This is a genomic window from Streptomyces sp. NPDC031100 (assembly GCF_055570785.1).
In genome coordinates this window covers 433458-453980 of record NZ_JBVIGN010000002.1, presented here as the reverse complement: position 1 = coordinate 453980, position 20523 = coordinate 433458, and the positions used below count along the sequence as shown (strand labels likewise).

Genomic DNA, 20523 nt, shown 5'->3' with positions numbered 1-20523 from the left:
ACCCAATCCCATCCCTCTTTATTGGTCCACTTCCCGTGCCGCCGTCACCGCCTCCTCGGCCAGCCGGACCAGCTCCGCGACCGGCAGGGACCCCGGCGCCCGGTGTTCTCGCGCGAAGCGGTTGGCGAGGCGCTGGAGCAGCTCGTTCAGCGGGGTAGGTACGCCGTGCAGGCGGCCGAGGAGGACGATCTCACCGTTGAGGTGGTCCGCCTCGATGGTGCCGGTGCCCCGGGCGAGGGACTGCCAGGAGGAACCGCCGCCTCGCGGGCCCCCGTCCAGCGGGACCAGGTTCACCTTGTCGCCGCGTGCCTCCTTCTGCTCCTCGGCGCTCGCACGGTCGATCCCGGCGGCGTCGAGCACGGCCTCGCCCTCGGCCCGCACCCTCGCGTACAGGGCCTCGGCCGGGCCGCTGTCGACGGGTCCGCTCACCGCTTCCAGGGCGTTGCCGAGGTTGCCGAGCAGCTTGGCGTACTGCCAGCGGGCGACGTCCGGCACGACCGGTGCCTCGAAGTGGGCTGCCTCCAGGTCGGCGGCGATACGCCGGGCGATGCCGTCGGTTCCGTGCGGGTACCGGCCCAGATGCAGGATGCCGGTGAGCGGGGTGCCGGCGGCGGAGACGACTCCGGGTTCCACGAAGGCCGAGGGGAGCCAGACGCAGACGGCGTACACGTGCCGGAAGCGGCGCAGCGCCAGCCGCGGGCTCTCCACCCCGTTCTGCAGGCACACCAGCGGCAGCAGCTCCGCCGCCGTACCACCGCCCGCCACCGGCGCCTCGCCCCAGGTGTCCAGGGCGGCCACGGTGTCCTGTGTCTTGACGGCCAGGACGAGGACGTCGTCGGCGCGCAACGCACCGAGCGCGGCCGGTCCGTCGACGGCGGGCAGCCGGTGCGTCAGCTCGCCCTCCGGCACCCGCAGCCGCAGCCCCCGCTCGCCCAGCGCCGCCAAGTGCCCGCCACGGGCGACGAGTACGACCTCGCGCCCGGCCTGGGCCAACCGCCCGCCGACGGTGCCGCCCACCGCCCCTGCCCCGATGATGATGTAGCGCATACGGCAGAGCCTCGCACACGCTGGGCGACGCCTTGGCTTCAGCTCATCCCGTCGGACCGGTCAACTCGACCAGCTTGAGCACGGTGTTCCAGTTCCGGCTCGTGGCGATCAGCCCCTTGGTGAACCGGGGGCGGGACAGGACCTCGGCGAGCTTGGAGCGGCCGAGGCCGTCCGGGGCGTACAGGTAGAGGCAGCGGTCGCCGAGGCGGAACTCCTCGGGGAGATGGACGGCGGGGTCGATCTCCGCGAAGCGTTCCGGGGTGACGGGTGCGGAGAAGTAGGTGACGTGCAGTTGCCTGGCCTCCAGTTCGGCGGCGGGGAACGGGCAGGCCTCGGCCACCGCCCGCAGATAGGCGTGGTCGCGCACGATCACGTCGACCGGGAAGCCGGAGTGCGCCTCGATCGCCTGGGCCAGTTCGGCCGCCAGGGACTCCTCGTCGCCGCGGTCGGTGGTGAAGACGGCCTGCCCGCTCTGGAGATGGGTCCGTACGCCCTCGTGGCCGAGGCCGGTCATCAGGGTGCGCAGCTCGGCCATCGGGAGCTTCTTGCTGCCGCCGACGTTGATTCCGCGCAGCAGCGCCGCATAGGTCGTCATCGGGCCACCATAGAGCGGCCGTCGTGCCCCGTGGGGGCGGGCACGACGGCCGGACCCGTCCATGCGCCGGGTTGCGCGAAACTCTGTCCGATACGACGGGTGCGGATCAACTCCTACACGCAGCTGTGATTTGTTCAACAACCTTCCGTAATCACAAAGTGGATCTCTGTCGGCGGATCGGACACGCCGACCCCGATGAACGGTCCGCGTGAACCCCGATAGATGTAAGGGCCCGTCGTCCTACCCAGCGGTGACCCGGGTCCCCCGCACTTCACCGGGCAGCACGACGAGGCGGCCTTATCCGGCCCATACCGTCGAAGGTGAACAAGCGAACACGTGGCGGCAGGGGGCCGTCACCGCACACGAGGGGGACATCCCGTCATGGGGAACACGGACGTGCGCGTGCGGGGCCTGGCCGCCCGCGCCGGCGGCTGGAGCGCCCGGCACCGCTGGGCAGCCGTCGGCATATGGGTGTTGTTCGTCGTCCTGGCCATGGGACTCGGCTCGGCGGCCGGCCGGGTCGACGTGAACGAGAGCGACCAGCTCAAGGGCGAGACGCACACCGCCGCGAAGATCATCGACGACGCGGGGATCAAGCAGCCCGCCGGTGAGACGGTCCTGATCCAGGCGAAGAACGGCTCGGTCAGGGCCACGGACGCGGAGTTCAGGGCCACGGTCGCCGACGTGGTCAAGGCGGTCGAGGGCACCGGCAAGGTGACGGGTGTCCAGTCGCCGTACGACACACGGACGATCGCGAAGGACGGCCGCAGCGCGCTGGTGCAGTTCGACATGCGCGGCGAAGCGGACACCGCCGCCGAGCGCGTCGAGCCGGTCCTGAAGGCCGTCGCGGACGTACAGAAGGACCACGGGTCGCTGCGGGTCGAGGAGATCGGCTCCGCCAGCATGCAGAAGCAGTACAAGGACGCCTTCGGCGACGACTTCCAGAAGGCCGAGTACTCCGCCGTGCCGGTGGCTCTCGGCATTCTGCTCATCGCCTTCGGTGCACTGGTGGCCGCGCTGCTGCCGGTGGGGCTGGCGATCACGGCGATCATGGCGACGATGGGTCTGATGGGCCTCGTCAGCCATCTGCAGCCGATGAGCGACACCGCGAACTCCGTGATGCTGCTGGTCGGCATGGCGGTCGGCGTCGACTACTGCCTGTTCTACCTGCGCCGGGAGCGCGAGGAGCGCGAGGCCGGGCGGAGCGCCGGGGCCGCGCTCAGGATCGCCGCCGCCACCAGCGGCCGCGCGATCATCGTCTCCGGTGTCACCGTGTGCGTGGCGATGGCGGGCATGCTGTTCACCGGGCTTCCCGAGTTCGAGGCGATGGGCCTGGCCTCGCTGATGGTCGTGGCGGTCGCCATGGTCGGTTCCGTGACCGTCCTGCCCGCGCTGCTGTCGCTGCTCGGCGAGCGCGTCGAGAAGGGCCGCATCCCGTTCCTGCGGCGCCGCAAGCGCACCGGCGGCACGGAGAGCCGGTTCTGGACCGCCGTCCTGAAGGGCGTGCTCGCCAAGCCCGTGGTCTCGGTCGTCGTCGCGGTGGGCGCCCTGCTGGCCGTGGCGGCGCCGGCGCTGGGCATGAAGACCTCGCAGCTCACGCTGGACCAGGAGTTCGGCGACTCGCTGCCCATCGTGCAGACGTACGACCGGCTCAACGAGGCCTTCCCGGGCGGCTCCGAGCCGGCCGAGGTGGTCGTCAAGGCGAAGGACATCAACGCGCCCGAGGTGCGGCAGGCGCTGGCCGACTTCAAGAAGCAGGCGATCGACTCGGGCGCCTCGCAGGGACCGGTCGACATCAAGCTGCACGAGGCGCAGAACGTCGCGCTGGTCTCCGTGCCGCTGGTCGGCGGCTCCGACATGGGCAGCGCGACCAAGAGCCTTAACAAGCTGCGCGACGAGGTGCGGCCCGCCACGCTCGGCAAGGTCGCGGGCGTCGAGGCGCCGGTCACCGGACAGGTCGCGGGCAACCACGACTTCAACGACCAGCTGCTCGGCTCCGTCGTCCCGGTCTTCGCGTTCGTGGTCGTCTTCGCCTTCCTGCTGATGCTGCTGTCGTTCCGCTCGCTGACCGTCGCGATCACGTCGATCGTGCTCAACCTGCTGTCGGTGGGCGCGGCTTACGGCATCCTCGTCGCCGTCTTCCAGCACGGCTGGGGTGCCTCGCTGGTGGGCGCGGAGGGCGTCGGCGCGATCGTCACCTGGCTGCCGCTGTTCCTCTTCGTGATCCTTTTCGGCCTGTCCATGGACTACCACGTGTTCGTGGTCTCCCGGATCCGCGAGGCACGGATGCGCGGCCGTTCGACGAAGGACGCGATCCAGCACGGCGTGGTCACCACGGCGGGTGTCGTCACCAGCGCCGCGGTCATCATGGTCGCCGTGTTCGCGATCTTCGGCACGCTGTCCATGCAGTCCATGAAGCAGATGGGCGTGGGCCTGGCCGCCGCCGTCCTGATCGACGCGACGATCATCCGCGGGGTGCTGCTGCCCGCCGTGATGGCGCTGCTCGGCGAGCGCAACTGGTACCTGCCGAAGTGGCTGCACCGGCTGCCGGACCTCACCCACGACGAGTCGCCGGAGCCGGTCGCGGCGCCGCCGGTCCGCGGTGAGGGCGAGCGGCTGACTGTCTGATTCCGCCCGTTGACACAGGGCCCGTTGGTTTCCGGGGGAACCAACGGGCCCTGCGATGCCCTCTGGTTGTCCGGACCATGTACGTGGTCGGACTCGGGGGAGGACATCACATGGACAGGCGGGGACTGCTGAAGGGCGCACTGGCCGCTCCGGCGGTCGGGCTGGTGGGTGCGGCGCCGGCGAGCGCGGCACCGGCGGCGTTCGACGTGTTCGTGGGTGAGATCAGCACCGGCAGGATCTACCGCTTCGACCGCACCAAGCGGTTCACCACCACCAACGCGAAGTGGTCGTTCAAGCCCGGCGGCGGCCATCCCATGGACCACCGGCCGCGCGTGACCGACGGCGACGGGCCGGTGCTGCTGATCGCGGCCTGGAGCCGGGACAGCGGGGTGGCGAGCATCCGCAGGCGCCGGGACAACAAGCTGCTGTGGTCGGCCCGGCTGGACACCTACCTGCACGGCATCGAGCGGGCCCGGGGCACGGGCGTGGTCGTCGTGGCGGGCCGGAGCCGGGGGCCCGCGCCGCACGGCGACGGAGGTGCCACGCCGGGCGGGAAGATCTACGTCTACGGCCCACCGGCCGCTACAGCAGCTCCCTCGTCCTCGCGCAGAAGTTCGACTTCTTCCAGGCGCACGGCGTGCTGTGGGACCCGCAGCTGGAGCGGATGTGGATCATCGGCGGCAGCGTGCTCCAGGCGTACCGCATCGTGACCACGGCCAGCTCCGCCAAGCTGGTCGCCGACCCCGAGCACCGGGTCGGGGTCACCCGCGGGCACGACATCCAGCCGGACTACACGAACCCGGGCCGCCTGCTGTTCACGGACACAGGCGGCGTCTACTCCTACGACAAGGCCGCCCGGACCGCGACCCTGTTGCACTCCCGGCACAAGGTGAAGTCCTACGTCCACCACGTCTCCGGCGAGCAGATGTGGACCGGTGCCGCGGAATCGGGGGGCAGCGACTTCGGCACGAAGTACGTGCACTTCAACCAGGCCGGAATCGCCCGGCCGATGGAGCTCGACCGTGTCCCCTCCCCGATCGTCTACAAGGCACGGCTCGACGTGCCCGGCTACCTCTGACGGCACAGCTCGGCCTCGATGAGGTCGGCCTGCCGCAGCACCCCCAACTGCAGCACCCGGAGGTGCACTCCGACGTCGGCGGGTATGTCGCCCAGCGCGGGCACGGTCACGCCGGCGCGTTTCCGGTCACGGTGCCTGGTTCCTGGTCCTGCCCGCCCGACCTGTGCGAATGCGAGACTGGCCGCAGACCGGACACGCACGGCACGGCAGGACGGGCACGGAGGCGGACGATGGACGAGGCGCAGGCGCGGGACGTACTGGCCGCGGCGCAGGTGCTGCCGGGCCCGGCGCGGGACGCGCGGCTCCTCGCCCTCGGCGAGAACGCGGTGTTCGCCGCCGGCGACCTGGTGGTCAAGGTGGGCCGCGACGCCGAACTGCTGGAGCGCGCCCGGCGCGAGCTGGACATCGCCGGCTGGCTGGCGGAGGCGGGCGTCCCCGCCGTGCGGGCGGCCGAGCCGAAGCCGCTGCTGGTCGAGGGCCACCCGGTGACGGTGTGGCACCGGCTGCCCGAGCCGGTACGACCGGCCGAGCCCCGGGATCTCGCCCGGCTGCTGCGGATCGTGCATGCACTCCCCTCTCCCCCCTTCGCACTGCCGCCCCGCGAACTGCTGGGCGGTGTGGAGCGCTGGCTGCGGCTCGCGGGCGAGGCGATCGACCCGGAGGACGCGGCCTATCTGCGGGCGCGCCGGGACGGCTTCGCCGCGGCCGCGGCCGCGCTGACACCCCGTCTGGCGCCGGGCCCGATCCACGGCGACGCGCTGCCCCGCAATGTGCACGTCGGCCCCGACGGCCCGGTCCTGGTCGACCTGGAGACCTTCTCCGCCGACCTGCGCGAGCACGACCTGGTGGTCATGGCTCTCTCCCGCGACCGCTACGGCCTGCCCGCCGACGCGTACGACTCCTTCACCGAGGCCTACGGCTGGGACGTGCGGGAGTGGGAGGGCTGCGGGGTGCTCCGCGGGGCCCGCGAGACGGCCAGCTGTGCGTGGGTGGCCCAGCATGCGACGAGCAACCCGAAGGCGTTGGCCGAGTTCCGTCGTCGCGTGGCGTCGTTGCGGGACGGGGACGAGACGGTGCGGTGGTATCCGTTCTGAGCGCCTGTTGATGGGGGGTGCGTTTACTGCCGACGAGTGCGGGTTGATCGTGGCTGGTCGCGCCCTCGCGGCGGAGCCGCAGGATGTGCACAGTCCCGCGCCCCTTGGGGAGTCACCTCGCCCTGGACTGCTCGTGCCGCTCGTCTCAGCTCCGTCAGGACCGTGCGGACCGCCTTTCTTGCCGTGCGCTCGGGGCGGCACAGGACGTCGATGTGCCTCGTGGCCTGGACGCCGCTGAGCGGCCGGAGAACCAGCGCCGGATGCGGGCGCATGGTCCAGCGCGGCATCAGCGCGATCCCGCCCCCGGCGGCGACGGCCTCGGCGACCACCGCGAACTCGTTGATGCGATGGGCCAGATGAAGCCGCCGGCCGGCCGCCGCGGCGATGGCCTCGATGGTGGCCATGACCGGGAACCCGTCGTGCACGGTGATCCACGGCTGGTCGGCGACGTCGCGCGGCGTCACCCGCCGCTTGGCGGCGAGCGGATGCCCGGTCGGCATCGCCACGTCGAGCGGCTCGTGCAGCAGGGTGGTCGCGGTCACCGTGCGCGGCCAGGGCGGGGCGTGGTCCAGGCGGTGGGCGAGGACGAGGTCGTAGGCGCGGGTCAGCCGCGGGAACTCCTCCTGCGGTACGTCCTCGTCCGCGAGCGCCACCGTCGGCGCGCCCGGCCCGGCAAGACCGCGCAGCAGCAGCGGGAAGAACGCCGCGCCCGCACTGTGGAACGCCGCCACCGACACCTCGCCGTCCGGCCTGCCGACGAACTCCTCGACCGCATGCCGGGCCCGTGCCAGCGCCGACTCCACCTCGACGGCCGCGTCCGCCAGCGCCTGCCCCGCGTCGGTGAGCACCAGGCGCCGCCCGTGCCGTTCGGTGAGCGGCACGGGGATCGAGCGCTGCAACAGCCGCAGCTGCTGCGAGATCGCCGACGGCGTCACCAGCAGTGCCTCGGCGACCGCGGTGACGCTTCCCAGCTCGCCCAGCTCCCGCAGGATCCTCAGCTGCCGCTCGTCCACCCCGTCAGTGTAGGACGACGATGTAGGCTCACTAAAAGATCGTTTAAGAAACTGGTTCTGGGCTTCAGGCACGTCGGCGGTGCACCGTGGGCGGGTGACCGACGCCCGCCGTACCGACGCCGTGCTCCTCCTCGTCGCGCTCGTCTGGGGTTCCAGTTATCTGTCCGCCCAGACGGCCGTGGCCGCCCTGCCCGTCCTCCTCGTCCTGTTCGCGCGCTACGCCCTGGCCGCGCTCCCCTGCCTCGCTCTCGTCACCGCCCGGGGTGGTCTTCGCGGGTGGACCCGTGACGAGGTCCGCATCGGGCTGCCGCTCGGCGTCACCCAGGCCGCGGTCCTGGTCGTGGAGACGTACGGCGTCGCCCACACCACGGCCGCCAACGCGGGTCTGATCATCAGCCTCACCATCGTGCTCACCCCGCTCCTCGACCGCACCGGCCATCGGGGCGGTCCGCCTCCCGCCTTCTTCGCCGCGGCCGGCGTGTGTGTCCTGGCCGTCGGTCTGCTCATGTCCGGCGACGGCTTCCACGCGCCACGCCTCGGGGACCTGCTGATGCTCGCCGCGGCCTGCGTCCGGGCGGGGCACGTGGCCCTCGTCGGCCGGCTCACCGCGGACCGGACGATCCGCCCGCTCCACCTGACGACGGTGCAGACCCTGGTCGGCACGGGGCTGTTCCTCGTACCCGCCGCCCGCGACCTTCCGGTTCTGGCCCGAGCCGGCGCGGCGACCTGGGCCCAGCTGGTGTATCTCGCCCTCTTCTGCAGCGTGTTCGCCTTTCTCGCCCAGACCTGGGCGGTGCAGCGCACTTCCGCAAGCCGGGCCAGTCTGCTGCTCGGCACCGAGCCCGTCTGGGCCGCGGCGGTGGGCATCGCCCTCGGCGGCGAACATCTCACCCCGCTCACCGCCCTGGGCGCGGCCCTGATGGTCACCGGCACGTACTGGGGCCAGGCCGTGGAGCGCGCCCATAGGACCGCCAAGACCGCCACTAGCCCCAGGGCCAGGACCAGCGATACAGCCAGTGCCTTCGCGCCCGCCACGTCCCCCGAGATCACCGGAGAAGACGCCCCATGCCCGGCCACGACACTTACCAGCACCTGATCTCCCTTCTCGACGCCTCCCACATCGACTACCGCCTCATCGACCACGCTCCCGAGGGCGCCACCGAGACCGTCAGCGCGCTGCGCGGCCATCCGGTGAGCCAGGCCGCGAAGTGCATCGTGCTGCGGGTCAAGGTCGACCGCCGCACCACGCATCATGTCCTCGCGGTCGTCCCCGGGGACCGGCGGGTGGATCTGGACGCCGTGCGGGTGTTGTTCGAGGCACGCTATGTCGGCTTCAGCGACGCCGAGACCGCCGAGCGACTGGCCCGCTCGGTGCCCGGCACCGTGCTGCCGTTCAGCTTCGATCCCGGGCTCGAACTCGTCGCCGACCCGGACGTCGTCGCCCAGCCGCGCCTGTACTTCAACGCCGCCCGGCTCGACCGCTCGCTGTGTCTCGCCGGCACCGACTACGCGAGACTCGCCGGCCCGCGAGTGGCCCGCATCGCGAGCCCCGCACCGGACTGACCGCTCGGGTCAGACCTTTTCGTCCGCCAGGTCCGCCGGCTCGCGCAGCGGCCACACACCGTCCACCACCGCTGTCGCATCGCCCTTGCGGCGCAGGAACGCCTGGAAGTCCGCCGCCCACTCGGCGTACCACTCGATCTGCCGCTGGTGCAGTTCCGCCGGGCCCAGGGAAGCGATCTTCGGGTGGCGGTCGGCTATCGCGGAGGCGAGGCGGGCCGCGGCGAGGGCGTCGGCCGAGGCGTTGTGCGCCGCGTCGAGGACTATGCCGTACTCCTGGCAGACCGCTTCGAGGTTCCGCTTGCCGCGGCGGTAGCGGTCGACCCAGCGGTCGATGGTGTAGGGGTCGACGACCGGCGCCGGAGCGAGGCCGCCGAGCCGGTCGGAGAGGGACGGCAGGCCGTACCGGCGCAGTTCGGCGGAGAGCAGGGTGAGGTCGAAGGCCGCGTTGTAGGCGACGACCGGGACGCCCGTCTTCCAGTAGGAGGCCAGGACGTCCGCGATGGCGTCGGCGACCTGGTCGGCCGGGCGGCCCTCGGCCGCCGCGCGTTCGTTGCTGATCCCGTGCACCGCCACCGCGTCGGCCGGGATCTCCACGCCCGGATCCGCCAGCCATTCCCGGCGCCCCACGGGCTCACCGGCCCTCACCTCGATCACCGCGCCGGTGACGATGCGCGCCTCGCGCGGATCGGTCCCGGTCGTCTCCAGGTCGAAGCCGATCAGCAGCTCCCGGTGCCAGCCCATGGGCGGCCCCCCTTCTTGGTGGTGCGTTCCCCCAGTGGCCTCCACCCTCGCACGTGGCACTGACAATCCGAGGACCGCGTTCCGCTTGCCGGGGTGGACGGTTCAGGACACCGGGCGCGAATCCGCCCAAGCCAGCTCGAATTCCTCGCGGTATGTCGGGAAGAGTCCGGCTTCGACCACATCGTCCGACTTGACCAGCCGGCTGCCGTTGCGCAGCACCAGCACCGGCGACTCCATTCCGCGCGCACCGCGCAGATAGGACTGCACCACCGCGATGCCGTCGGCGCCGTCCCCGTCCACGAGGTAGGCGGTGAAGCGGGGCGTCTCGTCGTAGACCTGGATCTCGAAGGCGCCGGGGTCGCGCAGCCGGGACCGCACCCGGCGCATGTGCAGGATGTTCATCTCGACCGACCGGCTCAGTTCGCCCCGTTTCATCCCGAGTTCGCGCTCGCGGCGCTTGACCGCGCTGGAGGCCGGGTTGAGGAAGAGCAGCCGCACCCGGCAGCCGGACTCGGCGAGCCGGACCAGGCGGCGGCCGGAGAAGTTCTGCACCAGCAGGTTGAGGCCGATGCCGATGGCGTCGAGGCGGCGGGCACCGCCGAAGATGTCCTCGGCCGGGAACTGGCGCATGAGGCGCACCCGGTCGGGGTGGACGGCGACGACGTCCGCGTACCGGTCGCCGACCAGGTCCTCGACCGCGTCGACGGGCAGCCGGCGCGCGGAGGGCACGTCGCCGCCCGCGCCGAGCATCTCCAGCAGCCGGGCCGAGGCCCGCTCGGCCTGGTTCAGGACGGCCTCGGACAGGGCCCGGTTGCGGGAGACGACGTTGCGGGTCACCTCCAGCTCGTCGAGAGCGAGTTCGAGGTCGCGGCGCTCGTCGAAGTACGGCTCGAAGCACGGCCAGTGCTGCACCATCAGCTCGCGCAGCTGCGGCAGTGTGAGGAAGCTGAGCACGTTGTCGTCGGCCGGGTCGAGCAGATAGCCCTTGCGCCGGCTGACCTCGCGGACGGCGACCGCCCGCTGCACCCACTCCTGTCCGGCCGGCCCGGCCGCGGCCACCACCCACTCGTCCCCGTTGACGGGTTCGTAGATGGGGCGCAGCACGGCGGCCACGACCGCGCGCAGCCGCTGTTCGACGAGGTTCAGCCAGATGTAGGCGCGGCCCGCGCGCTGGGCGCGGGTGCGCACCTCGAGCCAGGCGTCGGCGTCCCAGTCCAGTTCCGGCCCGATGGACCCCGTGGCGTCCATCGGGCGGGCCAGGGACACCGCGCCGGGCGGGACGTCTGTGGAGTTCCCCTCGTGACCCTCGTCACCAGGGGGCAGCTCCAGCCCTCCCGAGCCCACCCGTGCACCGCCTTCCGCCACCCCGGGCCTTCCTCGTCTCAACGATCAAGGAAGGGTACTCCGGGAGCGGTGGGCGATGCAGCCGGATGGACAGGTCGGTTTCTCAACTACGCGGCCGCCAATGGCCGTTCTGCCACGCCAGCTCGTCCGGAGTGAGCGGATTCATAGCCGTGACGTCCCGCGGGGCGATGGCGAAGCCCTGCCAGTGGATCGGCATGGGCTGCTGGTCCTCGTCCCGGGCGATGTGGTGGAAGCCCACGTTCATCCAGACCAACGGGTGGGTGAGGGTCTGGCCGTTGACCCACTTGTCGACCGACTTGCCCGCCCCGGCCGGGCAGGCGCCCGGGTTGTTGCTGGCGAACTGCTCGCACTTGTTGTACTCGGTGAAGTACACGTCGTGCTTGGTGAAGCTGCGGCCCGGGTACTTCGTGGTGGGGCCGGGCACGATCTCGTACGAACGCGCGTGCCCGTCCTTGTTCTTGCCGTTCTCGCTGACCACCCGCCACCAGCGGTAGGTCTTGTAGTCGCCCGCGAGTTCCTTGGTGACCTTGGTGCGCGTGGTCTTGGTGGTCGGGGCCTGCTGGTCCCCCGTCGGCGCGGTGACGGCGGAGTCGTACTGCTCGATCTTCGTCTTGGAGGAGCCGTCGAGGGCGAAGTCCAGCCGCCAGAAGACGTTGTGGCTGTGGCTGGTGGCGTAGGCCTTGGCGCCCTTGCCGATGGGCCAGCCGCGCCCGTCACCGGCGTCGTAGTCGTCGTAGGAGAGGCTGCCGGTGGCGCCGACGTTCATGCTGATCGTGCCGTCGTCCTGGAAGCGCCACTCGGTCATGTACTCGTACCAGCCGACCTTGTTGACCGCGTAGACGAGCAGGTCCTTGCCCTGCGCCTGAAAGACCTTGTTGGCGGTGTCGCCCTGCATGCGGTAGGCGTGGCCGCGCGAACGCGTGGTCGTGCACAGGCCGTTGACGTCCGGGTGCTGCGGGTCCCAGGCGTCCGGGACGCGGACGGTCTTGATGGTGCCGCCGGGGCACTCGCCGGGGGCCAGGTTCACCAGGCCCTGGGCGAAGCCGAAGCCGGTCAGGTCGTCGAACTCGACGCTGCCGTCGTCGTAGGGGACGTCGATCTGGCCGAGACGGGCGCTGTTGAGGACCTTGATCGGCTTGGCCTCGCCCTTGGGCTGGTAGGAGATGTTCTCCAGGACGAGGCCGGCCTTGCTGTCGTAGCGCCAGCACATCCGCCAGGTGGTGCCGCTGGAGAGCTTCTGCTCGATCTTGTAGGCGGCGCTGCAGTCGGCGGCCGCGGCCGCGGCGGGGGCGGCCTTGGGCTGGGCGACGGCCGGTCCGGCGCCGGCCGTCGCACCGGCGGCCAGTGCGGCCACGGTGACGCCGACGGCCGCCCGCGCGCGGGCACGGCTGTTTCTCCGCGGCCGGAGGCCGCTGGTCGAACGCTGTACGGGCATGACGAAGTGGCTCCCTTGCAGGACAAGCAAGTTGGAAAAATGAACGGAGGGCTGCTGCCGCTCAGTGGCGGTCGAGCTGCGCGACCTTGCGGGCACTCAGGTCGACGACCAGCCACCGGGCGTCGATCCAGGGGCCGTTCTTGACCTTCGGGAAGAGCCGCACGCAGCGGTGTTCGCCGCACTTGTCGAGCGCGGCCGGCTGCCCGCCCGGTGTGGCGCGGTAGACGGCGCCGTTGAGCAGCAGCTGGTCCGGAGAGGTCAGCTCGTGGCCGGTGGCGTCCTTGTAGTCCGCCCTGAGGCCCGCGCCCAGCGGGTCGGCGATCAGCAGCTTGGCCGCCTCGGCGTTCTCGGCCCGGCTCAGCGGCGGCTGGACGCCGTGCTGGCGCGTGGTCTGTTCGACCTTGCCGGTGTCCAGGTTGACCGTCTTCGTGACCAGTTCGTCGGTCTTGTAGTCGTAGAAGGTCACGTCGGCCCGGCGCGGTGCGTTCGGGTCGTCCAGTTCGTTCGCCGTCGCCGGGTCGGCGAGGTCGACGCTCAGGCGCTGCGGGCCGCGGTCGCCGTCGACGTTCTCGCCCGTGGTGAGCAGCTGCTTGTTCAGGGCGAGCTTCTCGACGCGCTGGACCTCGTCGTCGGTCAGCGGGTCGCGGCCCGTGCCCTTCTTCCCCTCGGCCGGCGCCTGTTCCACGACGCCCGGCCGGACCGCGTCCGGCCCCTGGCCCGTCTGCTGGGCGGCCTGCGTGCCGCCGCCCTGCCCGCCCGATTCGTCCGCCCCTGCCGTGCCGGGCAGGGTGATCCCCACCATCACGGCGGTCCCGGCCACCGCCAGGGCCGCACCGGCCACCACCTTGCCCAGATGGCGGTGCACTATCTCGCGCACATCTACCCCCTACTTCCCCATCATCCCCGGAAGTACGTGTTGCCCCACTGGTTCGGCACACGGCGGGCATCGAGGTTGCCGCGTGCACTGGTCGGCCGGTAAGAGGGACGCAAGTAACAGGAGGTTCCCTCACTTTCGGGCAGACTCGGAACCGAACGCGGCCCCGGCGGGGCGGCACACCTGGAAGAGTCGTGTCCATGCAGGTCTGGCCTGGAGAGGCGTATCCGCTCGGCGCCACCTATGACGGCGCCGGAACCAACTTCGCGGTCTTCACGGAGGCCGCGGACCGAGTAGAGCTGTGTCTGCTGCACGACGACGGCTCGGAGACGGCGGTGGAACTGCGCGAGAGCGACGCGTTCGTGCGGCACGCGTACCTGCCGGGCGTCATGCCGGGACAGCGGTACGGGTTCCGGGCGCACGGCCCGTACGACCCCGGGCGCGGGCTGCGCTGCAACTCGGCGAAGCTGCTGCTCGACCCCTACGCGAAGGCGATCAGCGGGGCCGTCCGGTGGGGCGAGGAGGTGTACGGCTATCACTTCGGGGACCCGGAGCGGCGCAACGACCTGGACTCGGCGCCGCACACCATGTCCTCGGTGGTGGTCAACCCCTACTTCGACTGGGGCGACGACCGGCTCCCGCGCACCGAGTACCACCACACGGTGATCTACGAGGCCCATGTGAAGGGCCTCACCATGCGCCACCCGGGGCTGCCGGAGGAGCTGCGCGGCACGTACGCGGCGCTCGCGCACCCGGCGATCATCGAACACCTGACCAAGCTGGGTGTGACCGCGCTGGAACTGATGCCCGTACACCAGTTCGTGAACGACCACCGGCTGGCCGACATGGGCCTGAGCAACTACTGGGGCTACAACACCATCGGCTTCTTCGCCCCGCACAACGCCTACGCCTCCTGGGGCGACCGTGGCCAGCAGGTCCTGGAGTTCAAGTCGGCGGTCCGGGCGCTGCACGAGGCCGGCATCGAGGTCATCCTGGACGTCGTCTACAACCACACCGCCGAGGGCAACCATCTGGGGCCGACGCTGTCCTTCAAGGGCCTCGACAACCCGTCGTACTACCGTCTCGCGGACGATCCCCGCTACTACACGGACACCACGGGCACCGGGAACTCGCTGCTCATGCGGTCCCCGCACGTCCTCCAGCTGATCATGGACTCGCTGCGCTACTGGGTCACCGAGATGCACGTCGACGGCTTCCGCTTCGACCTCGCGGCGACCCTCGCCCGGCAGTTCCACGAGGTGGACCGGCTGTCGTCGTTCTTCGACCTGGTCCAGCAGGACCCGGTGGTCTCCCAGGTGAAGCTGATCGCCGAGCCCTGGGACGTGGGCGAGGGCGGCTACCAGGTGGGCAACTTCCCGCCGTTGTGGACCGAGTGGAACGGCAAGTACCGCGACACCGTCCGGGACCTGTGGCGGGGCGAGCCGCGGGCGCTCGCGGAGTTCGCCTCCCGGCTGACCGGCTCCTCGGACCTCTACCAGGACGACGGCCGCCGCCCGCTCGCCTCCATCAACTTCGTGACCTGCCACGACGGCTTCACCCTGCACGACCTCGTGTCGTACAACGACAAGCACAACACGGCCAACGGCGAGGACAACCGGGACGGCGAGAGCCACAACCGGTCGTGGAACTGCGGCACCGAGGGCGAGAGCGACGACCCGGAGGTGCTCGGCCTGCGCGCCCGGCAGATGCGCAACTTCGTCGCCACGCTGATGCTGTCCCAGGGCGTGCCGATGATCAGCCACGGCGACGAGTTCGCCCGCACCCAGCGCGGCAACAACAACGCCTACTGCCAGGACGGCGAGCTGTCCTGGGTGGACTGGCCCGAGGACGGCGGCGAGCCGCTGGAGTTCGTCCGCGCGATGGTCTGGCTGCGGCGGGACCACCCGGTCTTCCGCCGGCGGCGCTTCTTCCACGGACGGCCGGTGGAGGGCACCCACGACGAGCTGTCCGACATCGCCTGGTTCACGCCCGAGGGCGCCGAGATGACCCAGCGGGACTGGGACTCGGCGCAGGCCTCCGCGCTGACGGTGTTCCTGAACGGCAACGCGATCTCCGAGCCCGGTCCGCGCGGGGAGCGGATCGCCGACGACTCCTTCCTGCTGATGTTCAACGCCTCACCCGGGCCGCTCGACTTCGTGGTGCCCGTCGACCACGGCAGGCAGTGGCAGGTGGTCGTCGACACGGCCGACCCGGACGGCGTGGCGTCGGACACGGGCACGAAGGTCGCGGCCGGCGACCGCATCACCCTGCCGGACCGCAGCCTGACGGTGTTGCAACGGCCCGCCTAGCGTTCAGGGGGTCGTGCGGGCCCGCTCGTCCTCCACGCGCGCGTGCAGGACACTTTCGGCCCGCCCGGGGTACGTCGTCGGGCGGGCCGTCAGGGCGACGGCGAAGGCGAGCGCGGCTGCCGTGCTCGCCGCCGCGAACGCCGCCGAGGGGCCGTAGGACTCGGCGAGGCGGCCGGTGACGGCGACCGCGAGGGCCTGGCCGCCGACCAGGGCGCTGGTCGCGAAGGCCATCGCCTCGGACAGCCGGGACGGCGGCACCGTGCGCTCGGTCAGCCCGAACACCGTGATGAGGTGCGGGGCGTAGGCGATCCCGAGGACGGTGACGACGGCGTACAGGCCGGGCAGGCCGCCGATGCGCAGCAGGGGCAGCGACAGCACGAGGGCGGCCCCGGTGGCCAGCCGCCAGCGCGCCGGGGGCCCGAGGCGTGCCGGTACGGCGGCCATGGCGAGCCCCGCCACGGCGCTCATCACGCCCATGGCGGCGTACACCAGCCCCGCCTGGTCCTCCTGTCCGAGCCGGGCCGTGAGCGCGGTGATCCCGGCCTGACAGGCACCGAACATGGCTCCCTGGAGGGCCAGGGCGGCGCGCAGGGCGTGGATGGATCGGGGCATGGGGGCGGCTGCCGCGGTCCTGGCACGCGCGCGTGCGGGGCCGGGTTGGACGGCGCGGGCGGTGGGGTGCAGGGCGAAGCCGGTGCCGCAGGTGGCCACCAGGAGGGCCGCGGCGGCCGGCGCGTAGGCCGGGTGGGCGAGGACCGCGGCCAGGCCGACGAGGGCCGGGCCGAGGACGAAGGACAGTTCGTCCAGGGTGCTCTCGAAGGAGAGTGCGGCGCCGACGGTCGGCTCGGGGGCGCCCGCGCGGCGGGCGAGGGCGACCAGGCGGGTGCGGGCCAGCGGGCCGACGAGCGGCACGGTGGCGCCGGACGCGGCCCCCAGGAGAGCCAGGACGGGCGTGGGCAGGCCGGCGAGGGCGCCGAGGACGAGGGCGGCCACGGCGAGCGCGTTGGCGAGAGAGAACGCGAGCACGACCGTCCGCTGGCCGTGCCGGTCCACGAGCCGCCCCACGAACGGTCCGCAGGCCACCTGGCCGAGGGCGAGGGCGCCACCGGTCAGTCCCGCGGCGGCCAGCGAGCCGCTCGTACGGGCGACGAGCAGCACGCTGCCGAACTGGATGGTGGCGGTCGGCAGCCGGCCCAGGAACGACACGCAGGGCAGCAGCGGCCCGGTCAGGCCGATCACCTCGCGATACCTGTGCAGCGTGCCGCGCCGTACCTGGGGCCGTTCCTTCGTTCCCATCACTCGAAGCTAGGCACGCGTGCGTGGGTCCGTGCAGGGGTCGATGACACGAAAGACGGCGGGCTGGGTACGTACGTTTCCATGACGTCTGCGCGACCCGGACCGGGGGTGCCCACGGCCACCTACCGGCTGCAGCTCCAGCCCGCGTTCCCGTTCGCCGCGGCCGCGGCGGCCGTGCCGTACCTGGCGTCGCTCGGCGTCTCGCACCTGCATCTGTCGCCCGTCCTGGAGGCCGTGCCGGGCTCCGCGCACGGCTACGACGTCGTGGACCACGCGCGCGTGCGCGAGGAGCTGGGCGGTGAGGAGGGGCTGCGCGCGCTGGCGCACACCGCGCGGGAGCACGGCCTGGGCCTGGTGGTGGACATCGTGCCGAACCACATGGCCATGGCGCCCCGGCACAACCGCGCCCTGTGGGAGGTGCTGCGCCAGGGACCCAGGTCGCGGTACGCGCGGTGGTTCGACATCGACTGGGAGGCGCAGGGCGGGCGGGTGCTGCTGCCCGTGCTCGGCGGTCCGGTCGGTTCGGAACGGGACCGCCTCGTGGTCGACGGAGACGTCCTGCGCTACTACGACCACGCCTTCCCGCTTCGCGCGGGCACCGAGGAACTGCCGTTGCCCCGGCTGCTGGACGCGCAGTGGTACCGCCCGGTGTGGTGGCGGCTGGCCCGCACCGAGCTGAACTACCGGCGTTTCTTCAGCATCTCGGAGCTGATCGGGGTGCGGGTGGAGGACCCGGAGGTGTTCGAGGCCACCCACGCCAAGATCCTCCAGTTGCTGGCGGAGGGTGTGGTCGACGGGCTGCGGATCGACCATCCCGACGGGCTCGCGGACCCCGACGGCTACCTGGAGCGGCTGCACGGGGCGACCGGCGGCCGCTGGACGGTCGTGGAGAAGATCCTCGCCGAGGGCGAGCACCTGCCCGCCACCTGGCCCGTCGCGGGCACCACGGGCTACGACGCCCTGCGCCACGTCGACGGCCTGTTCACGGACCGGACCGGGGCCTACCGACTCCTGGGCCAGTACCGGGCGTTCGCGGCGCCGCAGACGGACCGGGGCGGCAACTGGGACGCCACGGTGCGGCGGGCCGCGTACAAGGTGGTCTCGCAGGAGCTGGCCGCCGAGACCGACCGGCTCACCCGGGTGGCCGCACGGCTGTGCGCCGCCTCTCCGGACCTCTCGCTGCGCGACCGGGCGCCCTGGGCACTGCGCACGGCCCTGGAGGAGCTGCTGGTCCGGCTGCGGGTGTACCGGCCGTACGCCTCCGGTGACGCGTCCGCCGTGGTCACCGAGGCCGCCGCCGAGGAGGCCCGGCTGGCCTTCGCGGTGCCCGAGGAGGCCGAGGCCGTCGGCGTCGTGCGCCGGCTGCTGGTCGAGGCGCCCGGCGCCGAATCGGCACCCAACCACGCCGACCGGGCGGAGTTCCGCACACGGTTCGCGCAGACCGCGTCGGCGCTGCGCGCCAAGGCCGTGGAGGACACCGCTTTCTACCGCTATGTGCCGCTGCTCTCGGCGGCCGAGGTGGGCGGCGATCCCGGCGCGCCCGGCGTGTCCCCGGAGGACTTCCACGCGTACTGCGCGCGCGTGCAGCGCGACTGGCCGGCCACCGGCACGGTCGTGTCCACCCACGACACCAAGCGCAGCGCCGACGTGCGCGCGGCGCTGGCCGTGCTCACCGAGTGCCCGGACCGCTGGGCCGAGTTGCTCGGCGAGGTGACGTCGGCCGAGGGGGGCGCGCCGGACGGGCAACTGGCCTGGGCGGCGTGGCAGACGGTGTTCGGGCTGGGGCCGGCGGAGGAGGAGCGGGTCCAGCAGGCGCTGCTGAAGCATGTGCGCGAGGCGGGCATGTACACGAGCTGGACGGAGCAGGAGCCGCCGTACGAGGAGGCGGTGGCGGCCTTCGTCGCGGCCGGGCCGTGCGGGCCGCCGGGTGAGCGTGTGGCCGCCTTCCGCAAGGCTCTGGAGCAGCACGTCCGGGCGAACGTCCTGGGGACCGCGCTGGTCCATCTGACGATGCCGGGCGTGCCGGACCTGTACCAGGGCACGGAGGGTGATTACCGGGCGCTGGTGGACCCGGACAACCGGCGGGCGGTGTCGTTCCCCGCGCAGTCGCCCGGCGATAAGGGCGCGCTGACGGCGGCGGCGCTGCGGCTGCGCGCGCGACGGCCCGACGCCTTCGGCGTGTCGGCGACGTACGTCCCGCTCGCCGCGGACGGGCCGGCCGCGGAGCACTGCGTGGCGTTCGCGCGCTCCGGTGAGGTGGTGACGGCGGTGACCCGGCTGTCCCTGCGGCTTGCGGAGTCCGGCGGCTGGCGGGAGACGCGGCTGGAGCTGCCGCCGGGGCGGTGGGCGGACGTGCTCACCCCGGGGCGGGAGTTCAGGGGGCACGCGCGCGTGGCGGACCTCTTCGAGCGGCTGCCGGTGGTGCTGCTGGAGCGGACCGCCGAGGACTGAGGGGCTGTTGGCCTGACGTCGGCTCAGCCGGCGTGCCCGGCGGGCAGGTCGCAGTCCTCGTACGCCCGCACGGCGGCGGCCGCTCCCCGTGAGGGCCATGTGGCGCGCAGGAGGTCCACGAAGGCCTCGGCGGCCCCGGTGGGCGGCACGCGCGCGTAGACCGTGAGGGCGCGCCGCCAGGCCGGGTCCGGGGTGAGGACGACGCAGTCCTCGCCGACGGCGCCCCGCACGACGTGAGCGGGGGCCACGCACACCCCGACCCCGGCGGCGGCCATGCGAACGGCCGTCGAGGTGTGCTCGGTCCACACGGCGGTCCGGGGACGGTACCCGGCGCGTCCGCACGCCCAGTCGAGGAAGCGCTCGCCGTGCACGACGGGTTCCATGGCGCAGCGGATCCAGGCGCGGTCGGCGAGTTCCGGCAGCGTCACCGTCGTACGGCCCGCCAGCCGGTCGTCGAACGGCACGACGAGGACCAGTTCCTCCTCGCCGACCGGTACGACGGTGCCCGGCGCGCCGGCCGGCTCGGGGCCGACGGCGAGGTCGGCGGTGCCGCGCTGGACCGCCTCCTCCAGGGCCTCGGAGGTGGCGTACTCGTGCAGGCGCAGCAGAACCCTGGGGTGGGCCGTGCGCCAGCGGGCGAAGACGTCGGGGAGGGCGCCGACGGCGATGGAGTGCAGGGCCGCGATGTGCAGCTCGCCGCCCTCGGCGCCGGCGGCGGCGCGGGCCGCGCGGCGGGCCTGGGCGGCGCTGCGGACGGCGAGTTCGGCGTGCGGCAGGAAGGCACGGCCCATCGGGGTGAGGCGCACTCCGCGCGGCATGCGCTCCAGCAGGGCGCCGCCGACGGTCTTCTCCAGGGCCTTGATCTGGTGCGAGAGCGCGGGCTGGGTGACGTGCAGGGCCTCCGCCGCACGTGTGAAGGACGCCTCCTCGACGACCGTGAGGAAGTACTCCATCTGCCGCAGGCTCATCCCGCCGCCTTCCCATAAGCATCCTGCATCAGGTCCACAAGAACATTGCCTTGGACTCATGGCAAG

17 protein-coding genes are annotated in these 20523 nt (G+C 72.3%); 8 read left to right on the top strand and 9 right to left on the bottom strand.

Annotated features, from left to right (window positions below):
* Nucleotides 1–18: 18 nt before the first annotated feature.
* Together ACZ5DS_RS06255 and ACZ5DS_RS06250 are read right to left on the bottom strand one after the other, a co-directional pair.
* Nucleotides 19–1047 carry a ketopantoate reductase family protein gene (locus ACZ5DS_RS06255; protein ID WP_468234607.1) on the bottom strand — a complete coding sequence of 343 codons (1029 nt, stop codon included), beginning with the start codon at nucleotides 1045–1047 and terminating at the stop codon, nucleotides 19–21.
* A 43-nt stretch (nucleotides 1048–1090) separates the two neighbouring features.
* A complete protein-coding gene (locus ACZ5DS_RS06250) occupies nucleotides 1091–1642 on the bottom strand; it encodes a DUF1697 domain-containing protein (protein WP_468234606.1) in 552 nt (183 codons plus the stop codon).
* A gap of 381 nt (nucleotides 1643–2023) precedes the next feature.
* On the opposite strand from ACZ5DS_RS06250, the gene ACZ5DS_RS06245 reads away from it, so the two are divergent.
* From ACZ5DS_RS06245 to ACZ5DS_RS06230, 4 genes are all read left to right on the top strand, one after another.
* Complete coding sequence (locus tag ACZ5DS_RS06245; RefSeq protein WP_468234605.1) at nucleotides 2024–4270, top strand: MMPL family transporter; 2247 nt, start codon at nucleotides 2024–2026, stop codon at nucleotides 4268–4270.
* Nucleotides 4271–4380: 110 nt separating this feature from the next.
* Nucleotides 4381–4980 (top strand): hypothetical protein, encoded by a 600-nt coding sequence (locus tag ACZ5DS_RS06240; protein ID WP_468234603.1) that lies wholly within the window; start codon nucleotides 4381–4383, stop codon nucleotides 4978–4980.
* The gene (locus ACZ5DS_RS06235; protein ID WP_468234602.1) at nucleotides 4908–5348 is read left to right on the top strand and encodes a hypothetical protein; all 441 of its coding nucleotides are present in this window, start codon (nucleotides 4908–4910) and stop codon (nucleotides 5346–5348) included. The genes ACZ5DS_RS06240 and ACZ5DS_RS06235 overlap by 73 nt, the downstream gene beginning before the upstream one ends.
* Nucleotides 5349–5578: 230 nt before the next feature.
* Nucleotides 5579–6442, top strand: coding sequence for a phosphotransferase enzyme family protein (locus tag ACZ5DS_RS06230; RefSeq protein WP_468234600.1), 864 nt, complete (start codon nucleotides 5579–5581; stop codon nucleotides 6440–6442).
* A gap of 23 nt (nucleotides 6443–6465) precedes the next feature.
* On the opposite strand, the gene ACZ5DS_RS06225 is transcribed toward ACZ5DS_RS06230, so the two are convergent.
* Nucleotides 6466–7455 carry a LysR family transcriptional regulator gene (locus tag ACZ5DS_RS06225; protein WP_468234598.1) on the bottom strand — a complete coding sequence of 330 codons (990 nt, stop codon included), beginning with the start codon at nucleotides 7453–7455 and terminating at the stop codon, nucleotides 6466–6468.
* Between the two features lie 94 nt (nucleotides 7456–7549).
* Here ACZ5DS_RS06225 and ACZ5DS_RS06220 point away from each other — a divergent pair, with 94 nt between their 5' ends.
* Both ACZ5DS_RS06220 and ACZ5DS_RS06215 read left to right on the top strand, forming a co-directional pair.
* On the top strand, nucleotides 7550–8551 hold the full coding sequence (locus tag ACZ5DS_RS06220; RefSeq protein ID WP_468234597.1) for a DMT family transporter: 1002 nt from the start codon (nucleotides 7550–7552) through the stop codon (nucleotides 8549–8551).
* Entirely contained in the window at nucleotides 8521–9018 is a 498-nt protein-coding gene (locus tag ACZ5DS_RS06215; protein WP_468234595.1) for a YbaK/EbsC family protein, read from the top strand. The genes ACZ5DS_RS06220 and ACZ5DS_RS06215 overlap by 31 nt, the downstream gene beginning before the upstream one ends.
* A gap of 9 nt (nucleotides 9019–9027) precedes the next feature.
* On the opposite strand, the gene ACZ5DS_RS06210 is transcribed toward ACZ5DS_RS06215, so the two are convergent.
* From ACZ5DS_RS06210 to ACZ5DS_RS06195, 4 genes are all read right to left on the bottom strand, one after another.
* Entirely contained in the window at nucleotides 9028–9759 is a 732-nt protein-coding gene (locus tag ACZ5DS_RS06210; protein WP_468234594.1) for an exonuclease domain-containing protein, read from the bottom strand.
* A gap of 102 nt (nucleotides 9760–9861) precedes the next feature.
* Nucleotides 9862–11103 (bottom strand): SAV2148 family HEPN domain-containing protein, encoded by a 1242-nt coding sequence (locus tag ACZ5DS_RS06205; protein ID WP_468235102.1) that lies wholly within the window; start codon nucleotides 11101–11103, stop codon nucleotides 9862–9864.
* A gap of 103 nt (nucleotides 11104–11206) precedes the next feature.
* The gene (locus ACZ5DS_RS06200; protein ID WP_468234592.1) at nucleotides 11207–12559 is read right to left on the bottom strand and encodes a copper amine oxidase; all 1353 of its coding nucleotides are present in this window, start codon (nucleotides 12557–12559) and stop codon (nucleotides 11207–11209) included.
* Between the two features lie 61 nt (nucleotides 12560–12620).
* The gene (locus tag ACZ5DS_RS06195; protein ID WP_468234591.1) at nucleotides 12621–13436 is read right to left on the bottom strand and encodes a Tat pathway signal sequence domain protein; all 816 of its coding nucleotides are present in this window, start codon (nucleotides 13434–13436) and stop codon (nucleotides 12621–12623) included.
* Nucleotides 13437–13633: 197 nt separating this feature from the next.
* Here ACZ5DS_RS06195 and glgX point away from each other — a divergent pair, with 197 nt between their 5' ends.
* On the top strand, nucleotides 13634–15742 hold the full coding sequence (glgX, locus tag ACZ5DS_RS06190; protein WP_468234590.1) for a glycogen debranching protein GlgX: 2109 nt from the start codon (nucleotides 13634–13636) through the stop codon (nucleotides 15740–15742).
* 3 nt (nucleotides 15743–15745) lie between these two features.
* On the opposite strand, the gene ACZ5DS_RS06185 is transcribed toward glgX, so the two are convergent.
* Nucleotides 15746–17038, bottom strand: a complete 1293-nt coding sequence (locus ACZ5DS_RS06185) for an MFS transporter (RefSeq protein ID WP_468234589.1) — start codon at nucleotides 17036–17038, stop codon at nucleotides 15746–15748.
* An 81-nt stretch (nucleotides 17039–17119) separates the two neighbouring features.
* Between ACZ5DS_RS06185 and treY the strand changes: the two genes are divergently transcribed.
* Nucleotides 17120–19489 (top strand): malto-oligosyltrehalose synthase, encoded by a 2370-nt coding sequence (gene treY / locus ACZ5DS_RS06180; protein WP_468234587.1) that lies wholly within the window; start codon nucleotides 17120–17122, stop codon nucleotides 19487–19489.
* Between the two features lie 23 nt (nucleotides 19490–19512).
* Here the strand turns inward: treY and ACZ5DS_RS06175 are convergent, their stop codons facing one another.
* On the bottom strand, nucleotides 19513–20457 hold the full coding sequence (locus ACZ5DS_RS06175) for a LysR family transcriptional regulator (RefSeq protein ID WP_468234586.1): 945 nt from the start codon (nucleotides 20455–20457) through the stop codon (nucleotides 19513–19515).
* Between the last annotated feature and the right edge of the window lie 66 nt (nucleotides 20458–20523).

Bases quoted from the DNA above. Each gene is read 5' to 3' on its own strand.
- ACZ5DS_RS06215 (WP_468234595.1), top strand. From the start codon at position 8,521: ATGCCCGGCCACGACACTTACCAGCACCTGATCTCCCTTCTCGACGCC.
- ACZ5DS_RS06255 (WP_468234607.1), bottom strand. From the start codon at position 1,047: ATGCGCTACATCATCATCGGGGCAGGGGCGGTGGGCGGCACCGTCGGC.
- glgX (WP_468234590.1), top strand. From the start codon at position 13,634: ATGCAGGTCTGGCCTGGAGAGGCGTATCCGCTCGGCGCCACCTATGAC.
- ACZ5DS_RS06185 (WP_468234589.1), bottom strand. From the start codon at position 17,038: ATGGGAACGAAGGAACGGCCCCAGGTACGGCGCGGCACGCTGCACAGG.
- ACZ5DS_RS06230 (WP_468234600.1), top strand. From the start codon at position 5,579: ATGGACGAGGCGCAGGCGCGGGACGTACTGGCCGCGGCGCAGGTGCTG.
- ACZ5DS_RS06175 (WP_468234586.1), bottom strand. From the start codon at position 20,457: ATGAGCCTGCGGCAGATGGAGTACTTCCTCACGGTCGTCGAGGAGGCG.
- ACZ5DS_RS06210 (WP_468234594.1), bottom strand. From the start codon at position 9,759: ATGGGCTGGCACCGGGAGCTGCTGATCGGCTTCGACCTGGAGACGACC.
- ACZ5DS_RS06245 (WP_468234605.1), top strand. From the start codon at position 2,024: ATGGGGAACACGGACGTGCGCGTGCGGGGCCTGGCCGCCCGCGCCGGC.
- ACZ5DS_RS06240 (WP_468234603.1), top strand. From the start codon at position 4,381: ATGGACAGGCGGGGACTGCTGAAGGGCGCACTGGCCGCTCCGGCGGTC.
- ACZ5DS_RS06250 (WP_468234606.1), bottom strand. From the start codon at position 1,642: ATGACGACCTATGCGGCGCTGCTGCGCGGAATCAACGTCGGCGGCAGC.
- ACZ5DS_RS06200 (WP_468234592.1), bottom strand. From the start codon at position 12,559: ATGCCCGTACAGCGTTCGACCAGCGGCCTCCGGCCGCGGAGAAACAGC.
- treY (WP_468234587.1), top strand. From the start codon at position 17,120: ATGACGTCTGCGCGACCCGGACCGGGGGTGCCCACGGCCACCTACCGG.